General features: G+C 44.8%; 18 protein-coding genes. 12 read left to right on the forward strand and 6 right to left on the reverse strand.

Annotated features, from left to right (window positions below):
• Positions 1-186 precede the first annotated feature (186 nt).
• On the reverse strand, positions 187-1095 hold the full coding sequence (locus EXU30_RS12725) for a LysR family transcriptional regulator (RefSeq protein ID WP_165399013.1): 909 nt from the start codon (positions 1093-1095) through the stop codon (positions 187-189).
• Between the two features lie 277 nt (positions 1096-1372).
• On the opposite strand from EXU30_RS12725, the gene EXU30_RS12730 reads away from it, so the two are divergent.
• The gene (locus tag EXU30_RS12730) at positions 1373-1900 is read left to right on the forward strand and encodes an NADPH-dependent FMN reductase (RefSeq protein ID WP_130600609.1); all 528 of its coding nucleotides are present in this window, start codon (positions 1373-1375) and stop codon (positions 1898-1900) included.
• A 132-nt stretch (positions 1901-2032) separates the two neighbouring features.
• On the opposite strand, the gene EXU30_RS12735 is transcribed toward EXU30_RS12730, so the two are convergent.
• Together EXU30_RS12735 and EXU30_RS12740 are read right to left on the reverse strand one after the other, a co-directional pair.
• On the reverse strand, positions 2033-3679 hold the full coding sequence (locus tag EXU30_RS12735) for a BamA/TamA family outer membrane protein (protein ID WP_242620202.1): 1647 nt from the start codon (positions 3677-3679) through the stop codon (positions 2033-2035).
• Positions 3680-3881: 202 nt separating this feature from the next.
• Complete coding sequence (locus EXU30_RS12740) at positions 3882-5102, reverse strand: threonine/serine exporter family protein (RefSeq protein ID WP_130600611.1); 1221 nt, start codon at positions 5100-5102, stop codon at positions 3882-3884.
• Positions 5103-5348: 246 nt separating this feature from the next.
• Here EXU30_RS12740 and EXU30_RS12745 point away from each other — a divergent pair, with 246 nt between their 5' ends.
• The 3 genes from EXU30_RS12745 to EXU30_RS12755 all read left to right on the forward strand — a co-directional run bounded on the left by EXU30_RS12745 (position 5349) and on the right by EXU30_RS12755 (position 9202).
• Positions 5349-5753: an MAPEG family protein gene (locus tag EXU30_RS12745; protein ID WP_130600613.1), complete on the forward strand. Its 405-nt coding sequence runs from the start codon at positions 5349-5351 to the stop codon at positions 5751-5753.
• Between the two features lie 129 nt (positions 5754-5882).
• A complete protein-coding gene (locus tag EXU30_RS12750; RefSeq protein ID WP_130600615.1) occupies positions 5883-8252 on the forward strand; it encodes a YgiQ family radical SAM protein in 2370 nt (789 codons plus the stop codon).
• 353 nt (positions 8253-8605) lie between these two features.
• On the forward strand, positions 8606-9202 hold the full coding sequence (locus tag EXU30_RS12755) for a hypothetical protein (RefSeq protein WP_130600617.1): 597 nt from the start codon (positions 8606-8608) through the stop codon (positions 9200-9202).
• Positions 9203-9305: 103 nt separating this feature from the next.
• Here EXU30_RS12755 and EXU30_RS12760 read toward each other — a convergent pair whose 3' ends face one another.
• The gene (locus EXU30_RS12760) at positions 9306-9839 is read right to left on the reverse strand and encodes a lipid-binding SYLF domain-containing protein (protein WP_423213384.1); all 534 of its coding nucleotides are present in this window, start codon (positions 9837-9839) and stop codon (positions 9306-9308) included.
• 153 nt (positions 9840-9992) lie between these two features.
• Positions 9993-10385: a nitrous oxide-stimulated promoter family protein gene (locus tag EXU30_RS12765; protein WP_130603463.1), complete on the reverse strand. Its 393-nt coding sequence runs from the start codon at positions 10383-10385 to the stop codon at positions 9993-9995.
• A gap of 421 nt (positions 10386-10806) precedes the next feature.
• On the opposite strand from EXU30_RS12765, the gene EXU30_RS20280 reads away from it, so the two are divergent.
• The 7 genes from EXU30_RS20280 to EXU30_RS12805 all read left to right on the forward strand — a co-directional run bounded on the left by EXU30_RS20280 (position 10807) and on the right by EXU30_RS12805 (position 16577).
• Positions 10807-11619, forward strand: coding sequence for a hypothetical protein (locus EXU30_RS20280; RefSeq protein ID WP_165399014.1), 813 nt, complete (start codon positions 10807-10809; stop codon positions 11617-11619).
• Between the two features lie 206 nt (positions 11620-11825).
• Positions 11826-12188, forward strand: a complete 363-nt coding sequence (locus tag EXU30_RS12780; protein ID WP_130600623.1) for a hypothetical protein — start codon at positions 11826-11828, stop codon at positions 12186-12188.
• Complete coding sequence (locus EXU30_RS12785) at positions 12178-13692, forward strand: protein adenylyltransferase SelO (RefSeq protein ID WP_130600625.1); 1515 nt, start codon at positions 12178-12180, stop codon at positions 13690-13692. Before EXU30_RS12780 ends, EXU30_RS12785 begins: the two co-directional genes overlap by 11 nt.
• A gap of 81 nt (positions 13693-13773) precedes the next feature.
• Positions 13774-14085, forward strand: a complete 312-nt coding sequence (locus tag EXU30_RS12790; RefSeq protein ID WP_130600627.1) for a DUF3630 family protein — start codon at positions 13774-13776, stop codon at positions 14083-14085.
• 36 nt (positions 14086-14121) lie between these two features.
• Positions 14122-15135 carry a serine/threonine protein kinase gene (locus tag EXU30_RS12795; RefSeq protein WP_130600629.1) on the forward strand — a complete coding sequence of 338 codons (1014 nt, stop codon included), beginning with the start codon at positions 14122-14124 and terminating at the stop codon, positions 15133-15135.
• 184 nt (positions 15136-15319) lie between these two features.
• The gene (locus tag EXU30_RS12800) at positions 15320-15931 is read left to right on the forward strand and encodes a thiol:disulfide interchange protein DsbA/DsbL (RefSeq protein ID WP_130600631.1); all 612 of its coding nucleotides are present in this window, start codon (positions 15320-15322) and stop codon (positions 15929-15931) included.
• A gap of 433 nt (positions 15932-16364) precedes the next feature.
• On the forward strand, positions 16365-16577 hold the full coding sequence (locus tag EXU30_RS12805; RefSeq protein WP_130600633.1) for a DUF1107 domain-containing protein: 213 nt from the start codon (positions 16365-16367) through the stop codon (positions 16575-16577).
• A 206-nt stretch (positions 16578-16783) separates the two neighbouring features.
• Here the strand turns inward: EXU30_RS12805 and EXU30_RS12810 are convergent, their stop codons facing one another.
• Positions 16784-16984, reverse strand: coding sequence for a cell division protein ZapB (locus tag EXU30_RS12810; RefSeq protein WP_130603465.1), 201 nt, complete (start codon positions 16982-16984; stop codon positions 16784-16786).
• Positions 16985-17518: 534 nt separating this feature from the next.
• Here EXU30_RS12810 and EXU30_RS12815 point away from each other — a divergent pair.
• On the forward strand, positions 17519-18619 hold the full coding sequence (locus EXU30_RS12815) for a branched-chain amino acid aminotransferase (RefSeq protein WP_130600635.1): 1101 nt from the start codon (positions 17519-17521) through the stop codon (positions 18617-18619).
• Positions 18620-18700: the final 81 nt, after the last annotated feature.

Genomic DNA, 18700 nt, shown 5'->3' on the forward strand with positions numbered 1-18700 from the left:
CAATGGCTCATCAGAAACAAATGAGCCTTTTTAGATGATTAAAACTGTCTTGGAAACTCTAACCAGGCATCTCGCTGCTATCACATCACCTTTGCCTCCATGCTGACCAATCCTTCTCATGTATTTGATTATCTAATCGCAGTGAATCTTGAAGAACTAGTTATGTTTTAGCGAGAGCAATGCTCACTAGGGCTGTTCTTTCGCCATATCTGTGACCAACAAATCGACCATGGCGCGAACCTTAGCCGATAAATAAGTCTTACTCGGGTAGATGGCAAACACATCGATATGTGTGTGATGGTAGTCGTCGAACAGGGTGACTAATTGACCTATATCCAATAAGTTGCCCAAGGTGAACTCAGGTAATCTGCAAATGCCGTGGTGATCTAACACCATCGCCACTTCCATTGCTGAGCTGTTACAACCAACGTACTGCCCAACGTCTACAAAGGTATCTTGCTTATTGGCATGACTAAATTGCCAGCGAGTAGGCTGCTTGAGATTGCTATAACAAATACATTTATGATCGACTAATTGCGCTGGCTCGGTTGGGGTGCCGTATTGCTTGAGGTACTCAGGCGTTGCCACCGTATAGCCTTTGAATGAGCGTAGGCGCTTGCAAACTAAAGTCGAGTCATCGAGCTGCGCTGTGGCGCGGATGACCAAGTCAAATCCATCTTGAATGACATCGACATGACGATCGCTTAAATCTAAGTCGAGGGTCACATCTGGATACAGGTTCAAGTATTTAGACAGTACAGGTTGTAAGTACCTTAGTCCCAGTGACACTGGGCAACTAATCTTAAGCTTGCCGCTAGGTTGTTGCAGCTTGTTGTCTAACATCCCTAGCGCTGTTTTGGCATCATTAACCATTTGCTGGCATTGGCGATAAAACACCTCACCTTCAGGGGTTAAGCTTTGCGAGCGAGTCGTGCGGTTGAGCAGGCGGGTGCCAATTCTTTGCTCCAGCTTATTGAAGGTTTTGCTGATATGTGAGGTTGAGTGTCCGGTGGCTTCTGCGGCAGCAGAGAAGCTTTGTAATTCGACTATCTTGGTAAAAATAACCATGCCATCAAATAATTGCGTTTCTTGCATTCTAATTAACCCCGTTTTACCAAGCTTTCAGGTACAGCTTCTCGTTTGTTCAGATAGCAATGTATGGAAATAAACTTAACTTATTGTGAGTTATTGTTAGTTAAATGGAAATAATTATTTTCTTATCACTGGGTTAATCAGCGCGATAATTGTGGTTAAAGTAGACACATATCGATTCAACTCCAGCCCGTTTGGGGGTTACCAGCCTTGGTTACTCAGGCTACTAAGACTCAGGTGATAAGAGCTTAGGGTTAACCGTTACAGATAAGGACACGCCATGAAAATTTTAGCTTTTGCTGCCAGCAGCAGCCGTCAGTCAATTAATAAAACCTTTGCAACTTATGCTGCAAATTTAGTTGAAGGTGCCGAGGTTGAGGTACTGGATATCAACGATTTTGAAATCCCACTGTTTAGTGAAGATAGAGAGAAAGAGCTAGGAAAACCAGCGTTAGCCCAAGCCTTTTACGACAAAATTAGTGAGGCCGATGCGTTGGTGATCAGCTTTGCCGAACATAATGGTTCATATACTGCAGCGTATAAAAACCTATTTGATTGGACATCGCGCATTGATATGAAGGTGTATCAAGGTAAACCAGCACTGCTGCTTGCGACTTCGCCAGGGCCTGGTGGTGCTAAATCCGTGCTAGGCGCCGCGACGACTTCAGCCCCTTATTTTGCTGCTGATGTTAAAGCGAGCATTTCTTTGCCAAGTTTTTACGACAACTTTGATGTGGCTACTCAGTCAATTAAAGATGATGCCATCGCCACTGAATTAGCGGTTGCGGCTAAGGCGCTCAAAGGCTAGTGCTTTCATGTCTTGATCTGTTACTGCAGCAGCTATCATCAAGTGCGCTGTGATGGTAGCGCTATAGCCCTTAATAAAGCTGATTGAAATGACGCTTTGTATAAGGGCTTTAGCTAATGCTGTTAGATTCTATTAGAAATGGTTACGCACCTGGAAGCGAAACTCCCAGCTGTTGATCTGCTCACCTTGGGTGAATGGTCTGGCAAAGTCGATATGAGCGATGTTGCCATAACTGGATTTAGATGAGTAAATACGGGCACCAATACCAATACTGCCAATCACATCATTAATTTCATTGTTTTCATCAGTGCCGCCAAATGCTTGCCCTATATCGGTAAACACCGCCCAACCTAAGCTTGCTAGCTGCCAGAGATTGATGTTGGGATAGTTACGAATTTCCCCTGTTAATGCCCATTGATTGTCGCCATGCTGGTAATCATTTGGATAGCCGCGAATACCTGTATCGTCTCCTAGGGCGAAAGTCTCGTCGAGGAAGTTATTTTGCGAGCTAGCCAATTTGGCTTTGGCGTAAGCGGTCCACTTAGGGGTGATTTGATAAAAATACTCACTCTTTAAAATCAGCTTGTAGTAATCATCTTGAGTGGTTTGCAGCACAGCTTCAGCATTTAGTGAGCTAAGTAGTAGGTGATCGCCACTGGCATAACCTTTACTGGAATACCAGTTAAGATGGTAGCCTGGCTGGTTGTCTTTGCGGGTATCATTTAGCTCTAACCCTAAGCGAAAGTAGTGATACCAACCTAAATTGAAGTCCTCGTTATTGTTAATAAGGTAAATGTTATTCAAGACTTTAAAGTCATCTTCAATATATTCATAGCCCATCCAAGGATAGGCAAAATCACGATCTTTCGGTAGCTCACTATCAGGCAGAGTTTCTAGATTGCTAAAGGTGTTTTTATCGTAGGTGACACCAAACGATAGTCTGTGTAAGTCTTGCTGACTCTTTTGTAATAAGTAGCCAAACTTGGCATCTAGGTATTGCTGCTGGTGCTCAAATTGATTCACTTCGACACCATTTTGCCTAACGGTATCGGTTTGTGTGTTGTCGAACACTTGCCCGCCATACATGTACTGAGTGTCGAGGGCATAAAACGGCTTGTTAAAGGTGAAGTGGGTGGAGGTACCGTCGCTGTTATCTTGAAAGTTAAAGCCGACTTTAGCGTGTTTTATCCAGCGAAATGGTGCTTTGGCAGAAAACAAGTAACCAGTGCGGTCAGCGTTAGATTTGTACTTAATGCGAGTGGCAATACCTGTGCCGAGAAGGTTGTCTTCCTTGATCCCAATTGAGAATTTGGTCTCACCGCCACTAGTACCAAAACTGGCTGTGGGTAATAGCGACCAGTTATCCCAGGTTTCTACCACGACTTGTTTTTGCGCCTTGGCTGACTCTTCAGCATCAGGATCATCCACGTCACTCATAGTGACTTTGGCGTCACGAATATATGCCTCTGTTCGCAATAGCCTTTGGGCTTCTTCAATTTGTCTTTGGTTAACCTCATCTCCCTCTTCAAAGGGCAGGTTGGCTAGAGTCGTGCTTTCAAGAGTGTTGATATGAAGGAAATTAGCCCATTCGTGGATGAAAAACGAGTCGGGATCTGACAGGTCAAAAATAGGGTGGCTAACCACAATAATATTGCCAACCTTGGATTTTATTAGGTCGTCAGGTTGAGTTTTTGCTTGTGTTTGTGCGTCGTTAGCCTGCACAGAAAGCTGGCTAAAACCTAGAGCCAAACAGCTTAATTGGGCAATTAATCGAAGCATTACTCATCCTTTTATTATTGTCGTTATTCCATTACACGCTTAAAAGGTGTTCATTAATAACACACGTGAAAATGGTTTGAGTCAAGCAATATAAGTGGTTGAGTTAAGTATAGTCGCTTGAGCCAAACTTAATTGGCTCAATGACTTATAAGCAATTGCTAAATTGGATTGGTTAGCGCTAGGCTTGCTTTAGTTAGGGCGACTACAGGGTTTTACGCGGTGGTACCACGACGTTGGCGAAGATAAGTCCAGCCACCAGTGACATGAAAATCAGGAAAATTTGTGCGCCAATATGGATTTGATTAAGCATCACCTCGCCAGACACCAAAGCGTTTAGGCCAATATAGGTTTTACTGCCTGGCACTAGAATTACGATACCTTGCAGCAGTGCTATTGAGACGGGTGCCTTCATCCAGCGCGCATACAGATTGGAATAAATCCCCACAGCTAATGCGCCGACAAAAATACCAATCGATTCACCTAAATAGATGCCGCCAAGCATAGCTGAGAAGAAGGCGACAATGCCGGCAAAAATGCCCCAAGGAGAGTCTTTAAGGCGCGCTTTAAACAAAATTACCAGCGACATAGACAGGATAGGTACTGCGCTCCACATGGCCCAGGTTGGCAGCTTTTGCGGCTCTACAAATGGCACTTTGCCGAATATGGCGTAACCGATCGTCATGCCAAGAATCGCACCAAAATAGAGCTTAAACAGCAACATGGCGGCGTCCATAATTCGCGCGGTGCCGGAGATCAAATCTCGTGAGGCCAGTTCTGCAAGACCAAGCGTTAGCGCGAGGCCCGGAATAAAGATGATGATGCCAGATAAAATAACAACAGGGATGTTAATACTGGGGTCAAAAGTCGCAATACCACAGGCGATAATGGCACAAACAATCGCTGACAATGGCTCAAGCATTTCCGCCACGCGCTTGGAGCGCTCTGCCCAAAACACCAGTCCATACACCATTAAACCTAATAGTCCTGACCAGATAACATCATGCCAGCCTGTGCCCATCAACATGGCAAAGGCGCCGGAGCCAGCACCAAAGGCGAGCAAGCTAAGACCATGGCCATAAGGGTTCGGCTTGTTGATAATTTCATCTAAGCGCTCAAGGGCTTCATCAACTGAGCGCTGCCCCGAGCTAACCTCTTCAACAAGATCGAAAGCGCGGGCAAGTGAGCCTAGGTCAAGCTCGCCCGGTTTTACCCTCGCGACGTGGTTATATTCTTGCTCGGTGTCATGTTGCAACACGAATGTCATCGAAGTTGGCGAGATCAGAAAATAACCCTCAATACCTAGGGTGCTAGATACCGACTGCAGGTGAGATTCTAGTCGATATGCTGGCGTACCAAACTTGTGCAACGCTTTACCTAATTTAATGATAAATCTGCGTTTTACGAGAAAGTCCTGATTGTCCACTTGGCGTTTTACACTCTTATTGTGATGTGATGACGATAGGGTTAAATCTTGGCGGCGATTCTATCTGAATCCTGCATTTGTTTATAGTCGATAAATAGATAATTTGACCAAAAACTGTAGATTATTTGCTCGCTAGTTGTCACGATAGTTAAGAAACGGGAGCTATGCCAATCAAGCAAGCGTGTTTTCAACCTTTGAGAAAGTGCTGTTAGCTATTTGGTATAAGAACAATAACAAAGGAAGAGTATGTCATTTTTAGTTAGTGGGTTATATGTGTCGCTTACTGCGCTGTTAATTATTGCGCTGTCTTTATACGTCATTAAGATGCGCCGTAAGCACCGAGTGGGAATAGGTGATGGTGAGCACAGGGAGTTGTCGATTGCTATCCGCACTCAGGCAAATCTGATTGAGAATGCGCCCATCGTGCTGCTACTCATGGTGCTAGCAGAAGCCAATGGGCTTTCTATACTTTGGTTACACCTATTAGGTTGTGTTTGGTTGTTTGCGCGTATTATTCATCCTTACGGGTTAGTGAAGAGTAACGGCGGCATTCATTGGGGGCGTTACTATGGCATGGCGCTGACCTGGATTGTGGTGTTTGCGCTAGCGGGTGTTAACGTTGGTTTCTATCTTGGTCACTTATTGGATTAGCTTTGCAGGCACAGGTGCTGCGGTTGAGCGCTGCAATCTAATTCGCTTATTTGTTAGCTAAGTTATATACTCGCGCGCTGTTTGTTAGATTGGCTGTTTTTACAGCATGTGTCAGCGGTAGGTTATTTCATGCAAGTTGAGTCGACATTATTTAAGTATCCCAAGTATTGGGCGCATAGCGTTAACGCTGCGCCTTTCTTGCCTATGTCTGTAAAAGAGATGAAAAAATTAGGCTGGGATAGCTGCGACATTATTCTTGTTACCGGTGATGCTTATGTCGATCATCCAAGCTTTGGCATGGCAGTGATTGGCCGTTTGCTTGAAGCGCAAGGTTTTAGAGTGGGGATAATTTCTCAGCCGGATTGGTCTAGTAAGCAAGACTTTATGCGCCTTGGTCGCCCGAACCTGTTCTTTGGTGTAACTGCGGGCAATATGGACTCAATGATCAACCGCTACACGGCTGATCGCAAGCTGCGTCATGACGATGCATATACTCCAGGCAATATAGGCGGTAAACGCCCCGACCGTGCGGTAACCGTTTACACCCAGCGCTGTAAAGAAGCCTTTAAAGAAGTGCCAGTGGTGATTGGTGGTATCGAGGCGAGTTTGCGCCGTATCGCTCACTATGATTACTGGTCTGATAAAGTGCGCAAAAGCGTTATATCAGACTCCAAAGCCGACATCTTGGTTTACGGTAATGCAGAGCGTCCGCTGGTGGAAATTGCTCACCGCTTAGGTAAGGGCGAGAGCATTAAACAGATGCAAGATGTGCGCGGTACAACTGTCATGCGCCGTGAAGCATTGCCTGAGTGGAAAGGTGTCGACTCGCGTAAAATTGACCAGCTGCATAAGATTGACCCTATTCCCAACCCTTATGGCGCGGACGATGTCGGTTGTGAAAAGCTATCAGGGCCAACGGATAAAAAGATTTTTGATAATGATGCGCCTAAAGCCATTAGTGTGCAGCCGCCTCGGCCTAAGCCATGGGAGAAAACCTATGTGCTATTGCCTGCTTATGACAAGGTAAAAGACGATAAGTATTTGTACGCCCATGCCTCGCGGATTTTGCATCAAGAGCAAAACCCAGGTTGTGCTCGCGCTTTGTTCCAGCCTCACGACCAGCACCGCGGCGTTTGGGTTAACCCGCCTGCATGGCCGTTAAATACCGATGAAATGGACGCGGTATTTGATTTAGCCTATCAGCGTGTGCCGCATCCAAGTTATGGTAAGGAAAAGATCCCTGCCTATGACATGATCAAAACCTCGATCAACATTATGCGTGGCTGTTTTGGCGGTTGTTCATTCTGCTCTATCACTGAGCATGAAGGGCGCATTATTCAAAGTCGCTCACAAGAGTCGATTATTAAAGAAATCAAAGATATTCAAGATAAAGTGCCGGGCTTTACTGGGGTGATTTCAGATCTTGGCGGCCCAACGGCCAATATGTACCGCCTAGGCTGTTCAAGTGAAAAGGCTGAAACTACCTGCCGCCGTTTATCTTGTGTCTATCCATCGATCTGTGGTCACCTCGATACTGACCACAAGCACACCATTGATTTGTACCGCGCCGCGCGTGATGTGCCGGGTATTAAGAAAGTGCTTATTGCATCGGGTGTGCGTTACGACTTAGCCACAGAAGATCCTGATTATGTGCGTGAGCTTGCTCGTCATCACGTTGGTGGCTATTTAAAAATTGCTCCGGAGCATACCGAAGAAGGCCCATTATCTAAGATGATGAAGCCTGGGATGGGCACTTATGATCGCTTTAAAGAGTTATTTGATAAGTTCTCCAAAGAAGCGGGTAAAGAGCAGTTCTTAATTCCGTATTTTATCTCTGCTCATCCTGGTACTACCGATGAAGACATGGTGAATTTGGCGCTATGGCTTAAGAGTGAGAAGTTCAAGCTTGATCAGGTGCAAAACTTCTACCCATCGCCAATGGCCAATGCCACTACCATTTATCACACTGAGTTAAATTCACTGCGTAATGTTAAGCATGACAGTGAGCAAGTCAGCGTGCCGAAAAAAGGTCGCCAGCGTAAGCTGCATAAGTTCTTACTGCGATACCATGACCCTGCCGGTTGGCCGATGATCCGTGAGGCGCTGACCAATATGGGTAAGGCGCATTTAATCGGTAATGGCCCGCAACATCTGGTGCCGCCAGAAACTCGTAATGAACAAAATCGCGCTAAGTGGGGTCAAAAACCTAAGTCATCACCCAAATCTGGGTCGGCTAAAGGCGCTAAGAAAGGCTTAACGCGCTTTAGTGATAATCAATTTGATGATCGCAAATCTCAGGGCAAAGCGAGTAACGGCAAAAGTTCAAATGCCAAGGGTTCAAACGCCAATGGCTCACATGGCAAAAGCAGTGGGCAAGGTGCGAGTGGTAAAGGCGGATCAAGCAATAAAAGCAAAGGGTCAGGTAAAGCTGGCAATGGCTGGGTGACAAAATCCAAATACAGTTCTGGTGCTAGTGCCAAACGTAGAGCGACTAAATAATCTTATTAGCGCACATTCAATAGGCCTGTAACTATGTAGCGTATTTACAGGCCTTTTTTATGCTTTCGTTCAAAGTTACTCTTTGCTCCCAATTTTTATCGTCATTTGTGCAGTAACGACTTTCAGTCATGGTTAATCTTGTGCCATTATGCTGCAACCAATAATTAGAATAATATCAATTGGGATAAGTTAGTGATCAGAGATTACGCAGGAAAAATCGCTTAGAACAAGGCAGAAATTGCAGCTAGCTATTATTCTACCTACAAAATTTATAACGAAGTTATAAGCGATTTTAACCAGTAAGAATGCTCACATATTTGTGCTAATTGGTATAACTACTTCAAGGAAGTGTCATGACATTCAGTCAAACTTTAACCGCAGCGACAGGTGCTGCACTATTGGTGAGCGCATTATTACCGACTCAAGCTTTAGCACAATCAAGTGAGCAAGATGCGTTTATGGCGGCGATTGCTAAGCATTGTGGTAAAGCCTATGCTGGCAAAGTTGTGTCTACCGATGCTGCTGATGCAGATTTCGCCAACAACTATTTGGTGATGCATGTACGTGAATGTGGTGACAAGCAAATCAAAGTGCCGTTTCATGTGGGGGAAGATCACTCGCGCACTTGGGTGTTAACCAAAACTGAATCAGGCTTACAGCTAAAGCATGATCACCGCCACAAAGATGGTAGTGAAGATAAAGTGACTATGTATGGTGGTGACACAGCTGATAGCGGAAGTGCTAGCTGGCAGTCATTTCCAGTCGATGATTATTCAATCAACAACTTTAAAGAAAACGGTTTAACTCAGTCGGTGACCAATGTGTGGCACATGGGCATTAATGACAAGGTATTTACCTATCAACTAACTCGTGAGAATAGAAATTTTAAAGTCGAGTTTGATTTAACTAAGCCTGTTTCCACGCCGCCGACACCTTGGGGACATGAGTAGTTAGCTACTTGGTAGTAAGCAGAAATAACAAGGCGACTCAATGAGTCGCCTCTTGTTTTGCTCGTTTAGTTGCGGGAGTTCGGTTTGTTATCCCGTGATCAGGTTATTTAGCGTCAAAGGTAAATGATTGTCCTGCAAGTGCAGCTTCATACATTAGGCCGCCTTTAGCTGCGGTAAAAATTGCCATGCCGTTGACATATTGCGCGGCAGCATTGTGATTGCTACCCGCTTGCCCTGCGCCTGCTGAGTTACCGGTTGTGCCCGCCTGAGCGCTAGCACCAACGTTAATCGCTACCGCTGAAGCCTGGGCACTAAACTCAAAGCTGCCGCTGGTGAAGTCATTGTATGCCTCAGCGTTTTTAAAGAAGATGATTTCGCTATAGGCCTGTCCGCCTAACTGAAAACCAATAGAAACTTGCGACAGCGTAGAGTCGCCCGTATGTGTACCGCCACGATAAACCCGGCCTTTACCGTAAGCCGCGCCAATTCCGAAGCCGCCTTTACCTACTGTTGGGAAGATGGCATAGCCATATGCGTTACCAAAAAACTCGCGTGATTCTTCTGCTTTTTTGAAGTTCTTTAAGGCATCGCTATAGTCGTCTGCCCAGGTGTAAGAGCTAAATACAGCAACAGTCATCAACACTGCCGCTGAGATAAGTTTAACGATTCGTGTCATAACAACCTCGTTGTGAATAGTTTGCTTCAAGATACCATAAATTGGCTAAGGGAAATAACAACTCTATGCTGGCAACTTAAGCTTTAAGACAATTACCTTAATGATGAAACTTGCCTAGGCCTGACTTGCTTTGCGAATGTGGCGATTAGACTGGCCTGCTGGTGGTTTACCAGGTGCTGGTTTGCGTTCTGCGAGCAGATGCTTAATTGCCATGATTGGGTGGGGTAGCAACATACGAGGACCTGAGTAAATCATGATTTCTTTGGCCATTTGTTTCATATGTGGCTTGTAGCAGTGTACCGGACATTTATTGCAAGTAGGTTTATCTTGCCCGTAAGGGCAGCGATCTAAACGGGTATTTGCGTAGGCTAAAAAGTCCTGACATTGCTCGCACACACCTGATTTGGAGTTGGTTTTATGATGGGCCTTGCAGTAAATCTCTACCATCGCTGAAATGGTATTGAATTCATAAAGTAATTTGCCGCTAAGTACTTGTGTGTCTGCCATCATCTACCTCTCATACATGCTAGTACTTGATATGCTGGTTATTCATCAGAATGTCGTTGAACCGTTCTGTAAATAACCTAGCGTAGTACTAGGTTATTGTCAGTTTATGCGGGATAAATCGTCGCCTCAAATTAAACCTTGTAGATTTATGAGCTAACGCACAAAAGCACTTAAAGTGTTACTGATAGGGGCTAGATCACTGTATTTAAGTAAATTCCTTGGTTGTTGGGGGTAAATACTTGATTTAGTAGCCGCAAATGCTTTAAAACTGAGTTGCTTGATTAAAAAAACATCTGCCTAACGGATACGTTGATATTCATTGGTAATGCTTATCATCGCGAGATTAATAATACGTGCTTAATTACCGAGCGTTATGGTTAGGGTCTTAGAATCAAATCAATCTGGATGAATTGGTGAAACAATGAAATTTATTTTTATCCTTGTTCTGGTTGTGGTGGCGTTTTACCTATTTAAGCGCACCAAAAAAGTGGCAGAGCAAGAGCAACAAGACAAGCCAGCGCCAATGGCGCCAAAAGCACCTGCAACTGAGCATAAAGCGGTTGAGCTGGAATCTGAACCTGCTGAATCTGATTCTGTTGAACATGCAGTAGAACAAGACGTTGCAACGTCAGAGGATGTGGTTAAATCTGCAGAGCCAGAGCCAGAGCCAGAGCCAGAGCCAGAGCCAGAGCCAGAGCCAGAGCCAGAGCCAGAGCCAGAGCCAGAGCCAGAGCCAGAGCCAGAGCCAGAGCCAGAGCCAGAGCCAGAGCCAGAGCCAGAGCCAGAGCCAGAGCCAGAGCCAGAGCCAGAGCCACAAACCCAGACCAATGCACTTGCTACCCCTGGCGATTGGGCGAGTGATGCGTTTAATGCAACCTTTGCCCAGTATCAGCAGGCTGAGTCTGGCACGGAAGCTCAACAACAAGCTTTAGCGAGCGTAATCGCCCATTGCTATAAAATGCGTAAGCAAGCTGATTATTGCCAGTTTGGTGCAGACTTAGCTCAGGGTTATATCGATAGCTACGACCAGCTTAATAAAGCCGGTGATAAAGCAGATACTAAATCCTTAGTACATATGCACTTAGCGACACTACTCACTGATACCGCTAAATTTTCCCAGGCGATTGAGGTTTGTCAGCAAGCACTAAGCCATAAGTTAACCGATGGCACAGTAACGGGCTTTGAAGGTCGAATTAATCGTATTGAAAAAGCTCAGGCTAAAGCGGGTGCTTAGCTGAGGTCGCACCAACTCTAGGGCAAGACGCAAGTATTTACAGAGTTTCATGCAACAATAGTTGACCTATAAGGTATGATAATACCTAACCCTAAAACGCGAACATTAGGTTCGCGTTTTTTATTTGCAGTTTATTGATATGTGTTACGTATAATCTGCACCATGACAATTCAGTAGCTCTAAAAATGCGACAAGGTGATAAGTTTATGAAGCAGTTTGCAAGTACACCAGACAATGCTCGAACGCAATGGTTATCAAAGTTAACCCTTGGTGTTGTTATCGCAGGGCTTGTGAGTTTATCTGGCTGTATTCGCACTCCTGAATGGACATTGTTTTATGCTGGTGATGAGCAGCAAGCGCCAGCTCAGTATCTTGAGCAAAAATTTATCGCTGGCTATTACGATACTGTCGAGCAATGTCAGGCCAAAGGCCGAGGTTTAGTTAAGCTGAAAATGAGTAAGCTGCCTCTAGAGCAAGCCTATGTGTGTGGCCATCAATGTCAAACCGATGACTCAGGTAACATGCGCTGTCAGCAGCTAGTTGAAGCGAGTGCGTTTGATGGAATTTAAACAAGATTTTTTTGAGCAGCTTGAAGGCTTCTACTCGCAAGTTTATCCCACGCCGATTTCTAATCCACATTGGTTAGGCTGGAGCGCGGAGGCTGCCAAGTTGATTGGTAACCCAGTTGCGGATGATGACTTATTGATGCAACTGTCTGGCAATATCGCGGCCCCAGGCGCGAGTTATTATGCTCAGGTCTACAGCGGTCACCAATTTGGCGGTTATACGCCGAGATTAGGCGATGGGCGCTCCATCATACTAGGTGAAGCACTCGGTGATGCTGGCGCTTGGGATGTAGCTATAAAAGGTGGCGGCCCGACGCCTTATTCGCGCCATGGCGACGGACGCGCGGTAATGCGCTCTGCTGTGCGCGAGTTCTTAATTTCCGAGGCGTTAGCGGCTTTAAACGTACCCACGACTCGTGCGCTGGCGGTAATTGGTTCAGACCTACCTGTTTATCGTGAAGATCAAGAAACCGCGGCAATAACGGTAAGGCTGGCCAAAACTCATATTCGTTTCGGTCACTTTGAGTATTTTTGTCATAGCGAGCAGGGTAGTGCCACCAAGTTAAAGCAGCTGGTGGACTTCACTATTAAGCAGCACTTTCCCCACTTAAGCTGTGATAGAGCAGGCTACGTGCAATGGTTTAATGAAGTTGTCGCGCTAACAGCAAAAATGATAGCTCATTGGCAATCTGTCGGTTTTGCTCACGGGGTCATGAATACCGACAATATGTCGATTATTGGCGACAGTTTTGACTTTGGACCGTTTTCATTTCTCGACACTTTCAAAGAAGACTTTATTTGTAATCACTCCGACCATAATGGACGCTATGCGTTTGGTCAGCAGCCAGGCATTGGGCTGTGGAACCTGCAGCGCCTTGCTCAGGCACTGACACCACTCATTAGCTCAGACGACTTAACCTCAGATGATTTAGTCGCCGCCCTTAACACCTATCAAGCAGAGTTAGTGAAACACTATCTTGCGCTGATGGGGAATAAGTTTGGCTTCAGTGGCTTAGATGGTGGCAGTGATGCTAATTCTGAAAACGCTAGCAGCAAAAGCAGTGAGCTTACAAAGCAGCAAAGCGAAGATTTAAAATTAATCGGTCAATTTACTGAGCTACTTGAGCGTAATCATCTTGATTACACCTTAGCGTTTCGTCAGTTTGGCAAGCTTGATATAGCTAGTCAGCACAGCAGTCTTAGGGATGACTTTGTTGATCTCGCTGGATTTGATGATTGGTATCAAGCCTATCAAAAACGAGTAGGCTGCGTGGATGATTTAGCTTTGTGGCAACAGGCGCGAGATAACTGCAACCCCGCCTATATTTTACGTAACTATTTAGCCCAAGAAGCCATTATTGATATTGAGCAGCATGGTGATAACCGTAAGCTAAAACAACTGCAGCGAGCATTAGCCACGCCATTTACCGAGCGGGCTGAGTTTGAACATTTTGCTCAGCGACCGCCACAGTGGGGCGAAGGGCTGATTTTGTCTTGCAGTAGTTAGCACTACTTAACGCCGATGTTTTTACCCCGAGGTGCTTCTCACTTGAGCATCTCTAGATTAATTAAGATGTAACTACCACATATGTTAACCATTCACGCATTAAAGCTAGATACCGATAGCCAAAGTTTGATTTTAGAAGCCGATGTCGATTTCGATCGCTTTGAGCAATTTGCTGAGCCGCTGGCAAAAGCGCTTGATTGCCAAATCCTCCAGCGCCAATGGGGTGCAGACAGACATCAATGGCGTTTAGATTTTGAATCTTGCGCGCTAACGTTAGAATACGAGTTTTATGGTAATGTGTGCTGGCTCAAAGCAGAGCGTGAGCAAGACTTTGAAGTAGTAAGTTACCTCGCGAGCTTGCTGCAACCCTACTTGTTAGAGATGAAAGCCTAGTTGAGGTCAAATCATAGCATGATTGAAGATAACACTATGACCGAAAGAAACGGTGCAAATACGGCTGAATCGACAGCCGCTTTTGATTTTCAGGCGCTCACTCCTGACTTGATTTTAGATGCCATTGAGAGTCTCTATATTTATCCCGAAACAGGATTATTGGCGCTTAATAGCTACGAGAATCGGGTTTACCAGTTTCGTTGCGATCGCGGTAATCGCTATGTGGTGAAGTTTTATCGCCCGCAGCGTTGGAGCGACGAGCAAATATTAGAAGAACATCAATATACTCAGGCACTGGCAGATAACGAAGTTCCTATCGCTGTGCCGGTTAGCGTTGATGGCAAGACATTGCACCATTATCAAGGTTACCGATTTACCTTGTTCCCATCGATTGGCGGCCGCTCATTTGAAGTGGATAACCTTGACCAGCTCGAATCAGTAGGGCGCTTTATTGGTCGTATTCATCAATACGGCGCGCAAAATCCATTTAACTATCGCGAGTCACTGACACCTGAAATTTTAGGTGTGCAGCCGCTTGAATATTTAAAGCAATCGAACATGGTTGCCAAAGCCATGCAACAGGCATTTTTTACGGTAACAGATCAGGTGCTTGAGTTGACTCAGCAGCAGTGGCGTAATTATCAAGGCACGACATTACGCCTACACGGTGACTTACATCCTGGCAATATTTTGTGGACCCCAGACGGCCCAGGCTTTGTTGACCTTGATGACGCCAAGCAAGGCCCAGCAGTACAAGATTTATGGATGATGTTAACGGGTGATAGGCAGCAGCAAACATTGCAGTTAGATATTCTGCTTGAAGGTTATCAAGAATTTAGCGACTTTGATAAACGTGAATTAGCACTGATTGAACCGCTAAGGGCTTTGCGAATGCTTAACTACAACGCTTGGCTGGCTAAACGTTGGCAAGATCCTGCATTTCCAATGAACTTCCCCTGGTTCGGTGATGTCAAATACTGGGAACAGCAAACACTGGCTTTTAAAGAGCAATTAAGTGCACTGCAGGAGCCATGTTTAACCTTATACTAATCGCAAATTTGTAGAGCTCAGTTGCTAACTTGCAATGAAAGGGTTAATAAAAATTTACTTAACCGCAAGCGGGTATTTTGTTACAAATACTCTTAAAAAGCGATTGAGCTCAGTGACTCGGCTCTATTATGATACAGTCACGAACCGCTACTAATCGAACAGTAGAACACACTAAGGAACTAAAATGAAAAAAGTTTTATTGGTCATGGCTGCACTATTATTCGCGCCACTAGCTGCCAATGCCGCTCAGTACGAAGAAGGTGTACATTACACCGTCATTAACAATGGCCCAGGTTCAAGCAAGCCTGAAATTACTGAGTTTTTCTCTTTCTACTGTGGTCACTGCTACAACTTTGCTAAAAACGTTATCCCAACAATTGAGAAAACTCTGCCTAAAGGTGTGAAGTTCAATCAAAATCACGTTGAGTTTATTGGTCGTGACATGGGTATTGAAATGTCTCGTGCTTTCGCAGTAGCGCATCAGCTTAAAGTGGAAAAGAAGATTGAACACGCACTGTTCCAGGCTATTCACGATAAGAAGCAGCGTTTTGTTACACGTGACGATATTCGTAAACTATTTATCGCTTACGGTGTTGACGGTAAAGACTTCGATGCAGCAGCGGACTCTTTCATGGTGAAAGCGCAGATGTCGAAAATGAAGCGAGAAACTGAAAACGCACAAATTCGTGGCGTACCGGCTTTAGTGGTTAATGGTAAGTACCGTGTTGAAACAGGTGCAGTGAAAAGTTACGACGAGCTGTTAGCGATTGCATACTACCTAGCTGAGAACAAGTAGTCTCAAGTAGTGATATCTAACTAATTAAAAGCAGCTAAATGGCTGCTTTTTTTATCGCCTCGAACATTAATTGTTGTTTATAGTCGTTAAGACCTTGGAATAGTCTTAGTAAGTTATGCTGATAGGCAGATTGAGAGTTTGTGTCTTATGTAGTAAAGCTAGGCTAATGATTTAGTTAGAGATAAATCATTAGGCAAAAAAAAACCGTATGCCGAAGCGATACGGAATAGAGTCAATTGACTCGGTTTTTACCCTGAGTAACGATACAGATAGTAACAGTGTGTCAATTTTTTGGCAAGTGACATTTTATTGTCGTCTTGTGATTAAGCTCAAATTCATAAAAAAGTCGTAAGCTTCGTGAAACTTGTGAAAACCAATACTGTCTAATTTGAGTATTGGAAAAACATAGAACAATTTTACAGCCGGAGGCAGTATGCGCATGTTTCCCGTTTATTCTCCTAAACTCATCGCTAAGCATGTCAGAATTTTCTTAACTGGGGTGATTTGGGTCAAGGATCTCGGTCAACTTGAGTTTTCAAATGGGCGCTTTTTGATGCCTAAACGTAGTCTTCCACAGGTAAGAAAAGCTATTTCTGAGCTTAACTCGCTACTTGAGTCGCAAAAGGTGAGTCCGAGCCCTGCTTAGATAATATGAGAGCTTCACGCAGCTTTTAGCATGTTAGTCTTCATAAACAACAATTCGTAAATATAAAAAGAGCAGGCCATTGCCTGCTCTTTTTATATTAATCTTGCCCTCACTGCAAAGGGCTAGCTAGACACTCAGTCGTTGCTTTGACTACTCACGCTATTTCAGTAGCTGAGGGTATGACACGAGTGCTAGAAATCAGCTAATTAGGTTTCGCTATTTAGCAATCCAACAAGGCCGTTCACCTTGTCATTCCATGAGTTTAGATCTTGCTGAAGCTGCTCATTTTTAGCAGTAAGCTGTTCGTTCTTTTGTTTCTCTTCTTCGAGCTCCATTTTTAGTAGCTCTACACTTTCAAGTGTTGCTTGGATCTTGCTTTCCAGTTGGGACAATAGTTCAAGGCTCATGGCGCGTCCTGTCAGTTTCATGGTGGAGTCTTGATTCTATCAGTGCCAGCCCTGATAGGAACAGCAGAAAACGTTAAGTGACGATAAATTAATCTAAAATAATGACTTTATACCCAAGCAACTTCGATATACAGGGTGCAGAGCATCTGATTCGGTTCAGTTCGAGGCGAAAAGTCGACGTAATGGCATTCTCTTTCTAGGCGTTTCAACAAAGAAATGGGCCTAATGAGTCGCTCCCAAAGGGCGATTTTGATTGTCTTTCATGCTTTGTTGCTGACTATTAACGTAGAGTAACTATGTATCAAATCCTCGCCGAGCCTGAAAACCAATCTATTCTCGCTGAACATGCATCTTGAGGTTGTTTGGGTATATGTAAGTGCAAGCTCGTTCAAGTAATCATCATTAGCGATTTGAGTAGAATCTGGGTGCTTGTTCATTTCAATTGACGTATTTTAGTTGAAGATTAAACACGACAACTTGACTTTGTTAGTCAGCCTCCATAGTCTGCAAGCTCTGTTTTAAAGGTGGTATGCAATGGAAATAAAATATAATTTAAAACCCGCTTCAGAGCGCCGCACTGAGCAATTCAAGCCAGAAGGTAATGTTGGCTTTGGTAAGCTTAGAACTGATCACATGTTTTTGATGGATTATCGTGACGGTGAGTGGGTCGACCCGCGTATTGTGCCTTATGGACCATTTGAAATGGCGCCAGGGGCAATGACATTGCATTATGGCCAATCAATTTTTGAAGGTGCAAAAGCCTTTAAGCATGATGATGGCGAAATCTATACCTTCCGTCTCAACAAAAATGCCCAGCGTATGAATCGCTCGGCAGACATCGTATGTATTCCGAATATTGATGAGCAGCTCCAAGTGGATGCCATCAACGCTTTGATTGATGTTGATCGCTTATGGTTCCCAGAGCAAGATGGTGCCTGTTTGTACATTCGTCCATTCATCTTTGCAACAGAAGACCGTCTATCAGTTAGCCCAAGTGAGCAGTACACCTTCTGCGTCATGTTAAGTCCATCTGGCGCGTATTACTCAGCTGATGGCGTTAATGAAGGTATTCGTTTACTTATCAGTACTGAGTTCCACCGCGCTGTTTCTGGTGGCACGGGCGCTTCTAAAGCTGCCGGTAACTATGCGGCATCACTACGTGCTGGCAAGGCTGCTGCAGAGTACGGCGCAGCGCAGGTTTTGTATTTGGACTCAACCAATACTCAGATTGAAGAAGTGGGCGCGATGAATCACTTCCACATCCTAAAAGATGGCACTGTCATTATTCCTGAGTTTACTGACACCATTTTAAAATCTATTACCTCGCAATCTATCATGGAGCTTGGTGAGCAACTTGGCTGCGAAGTGCGCCAGGAAACAGTCATGCTCGATAAGTTTATCGCTGATATTGAAGCTGGTGAGATTGTTGAAGCTGGCGGTTTTGGCACTGCAGCTGTGGTTTCTCCAGTGAGCTCGTATATCTTCGAAGATGGCCGTATCGTGACGGTTGGTGATGGCAGTGTTGGCCCACGAATTAAGCGTATCTATCAGGTTTATACTGATATGCAAAAAGGCTTGATGGCAGCACCTGAGGGCTGGGTACAAAAAGTTGAGCGCGTTGCACCGCAAGGTTAATTTGCAGATATAAATTGAAAAAGGCGCCGATGGCGCCTTTTTTGTGAGCAATTTCTGATGTGAGTGATTTCTGATGTGAGT

Origin of the sequence: Shewanella maritima, from assembly GCF_004295345.1 — a bacterium.
GTDB classification, from domain to species: Bacteria; Pseudomonadota; Gammaproteobacteria; order Enterobacterales; family Shewanellaceae; genus Shewanella; species Shewanella maritima.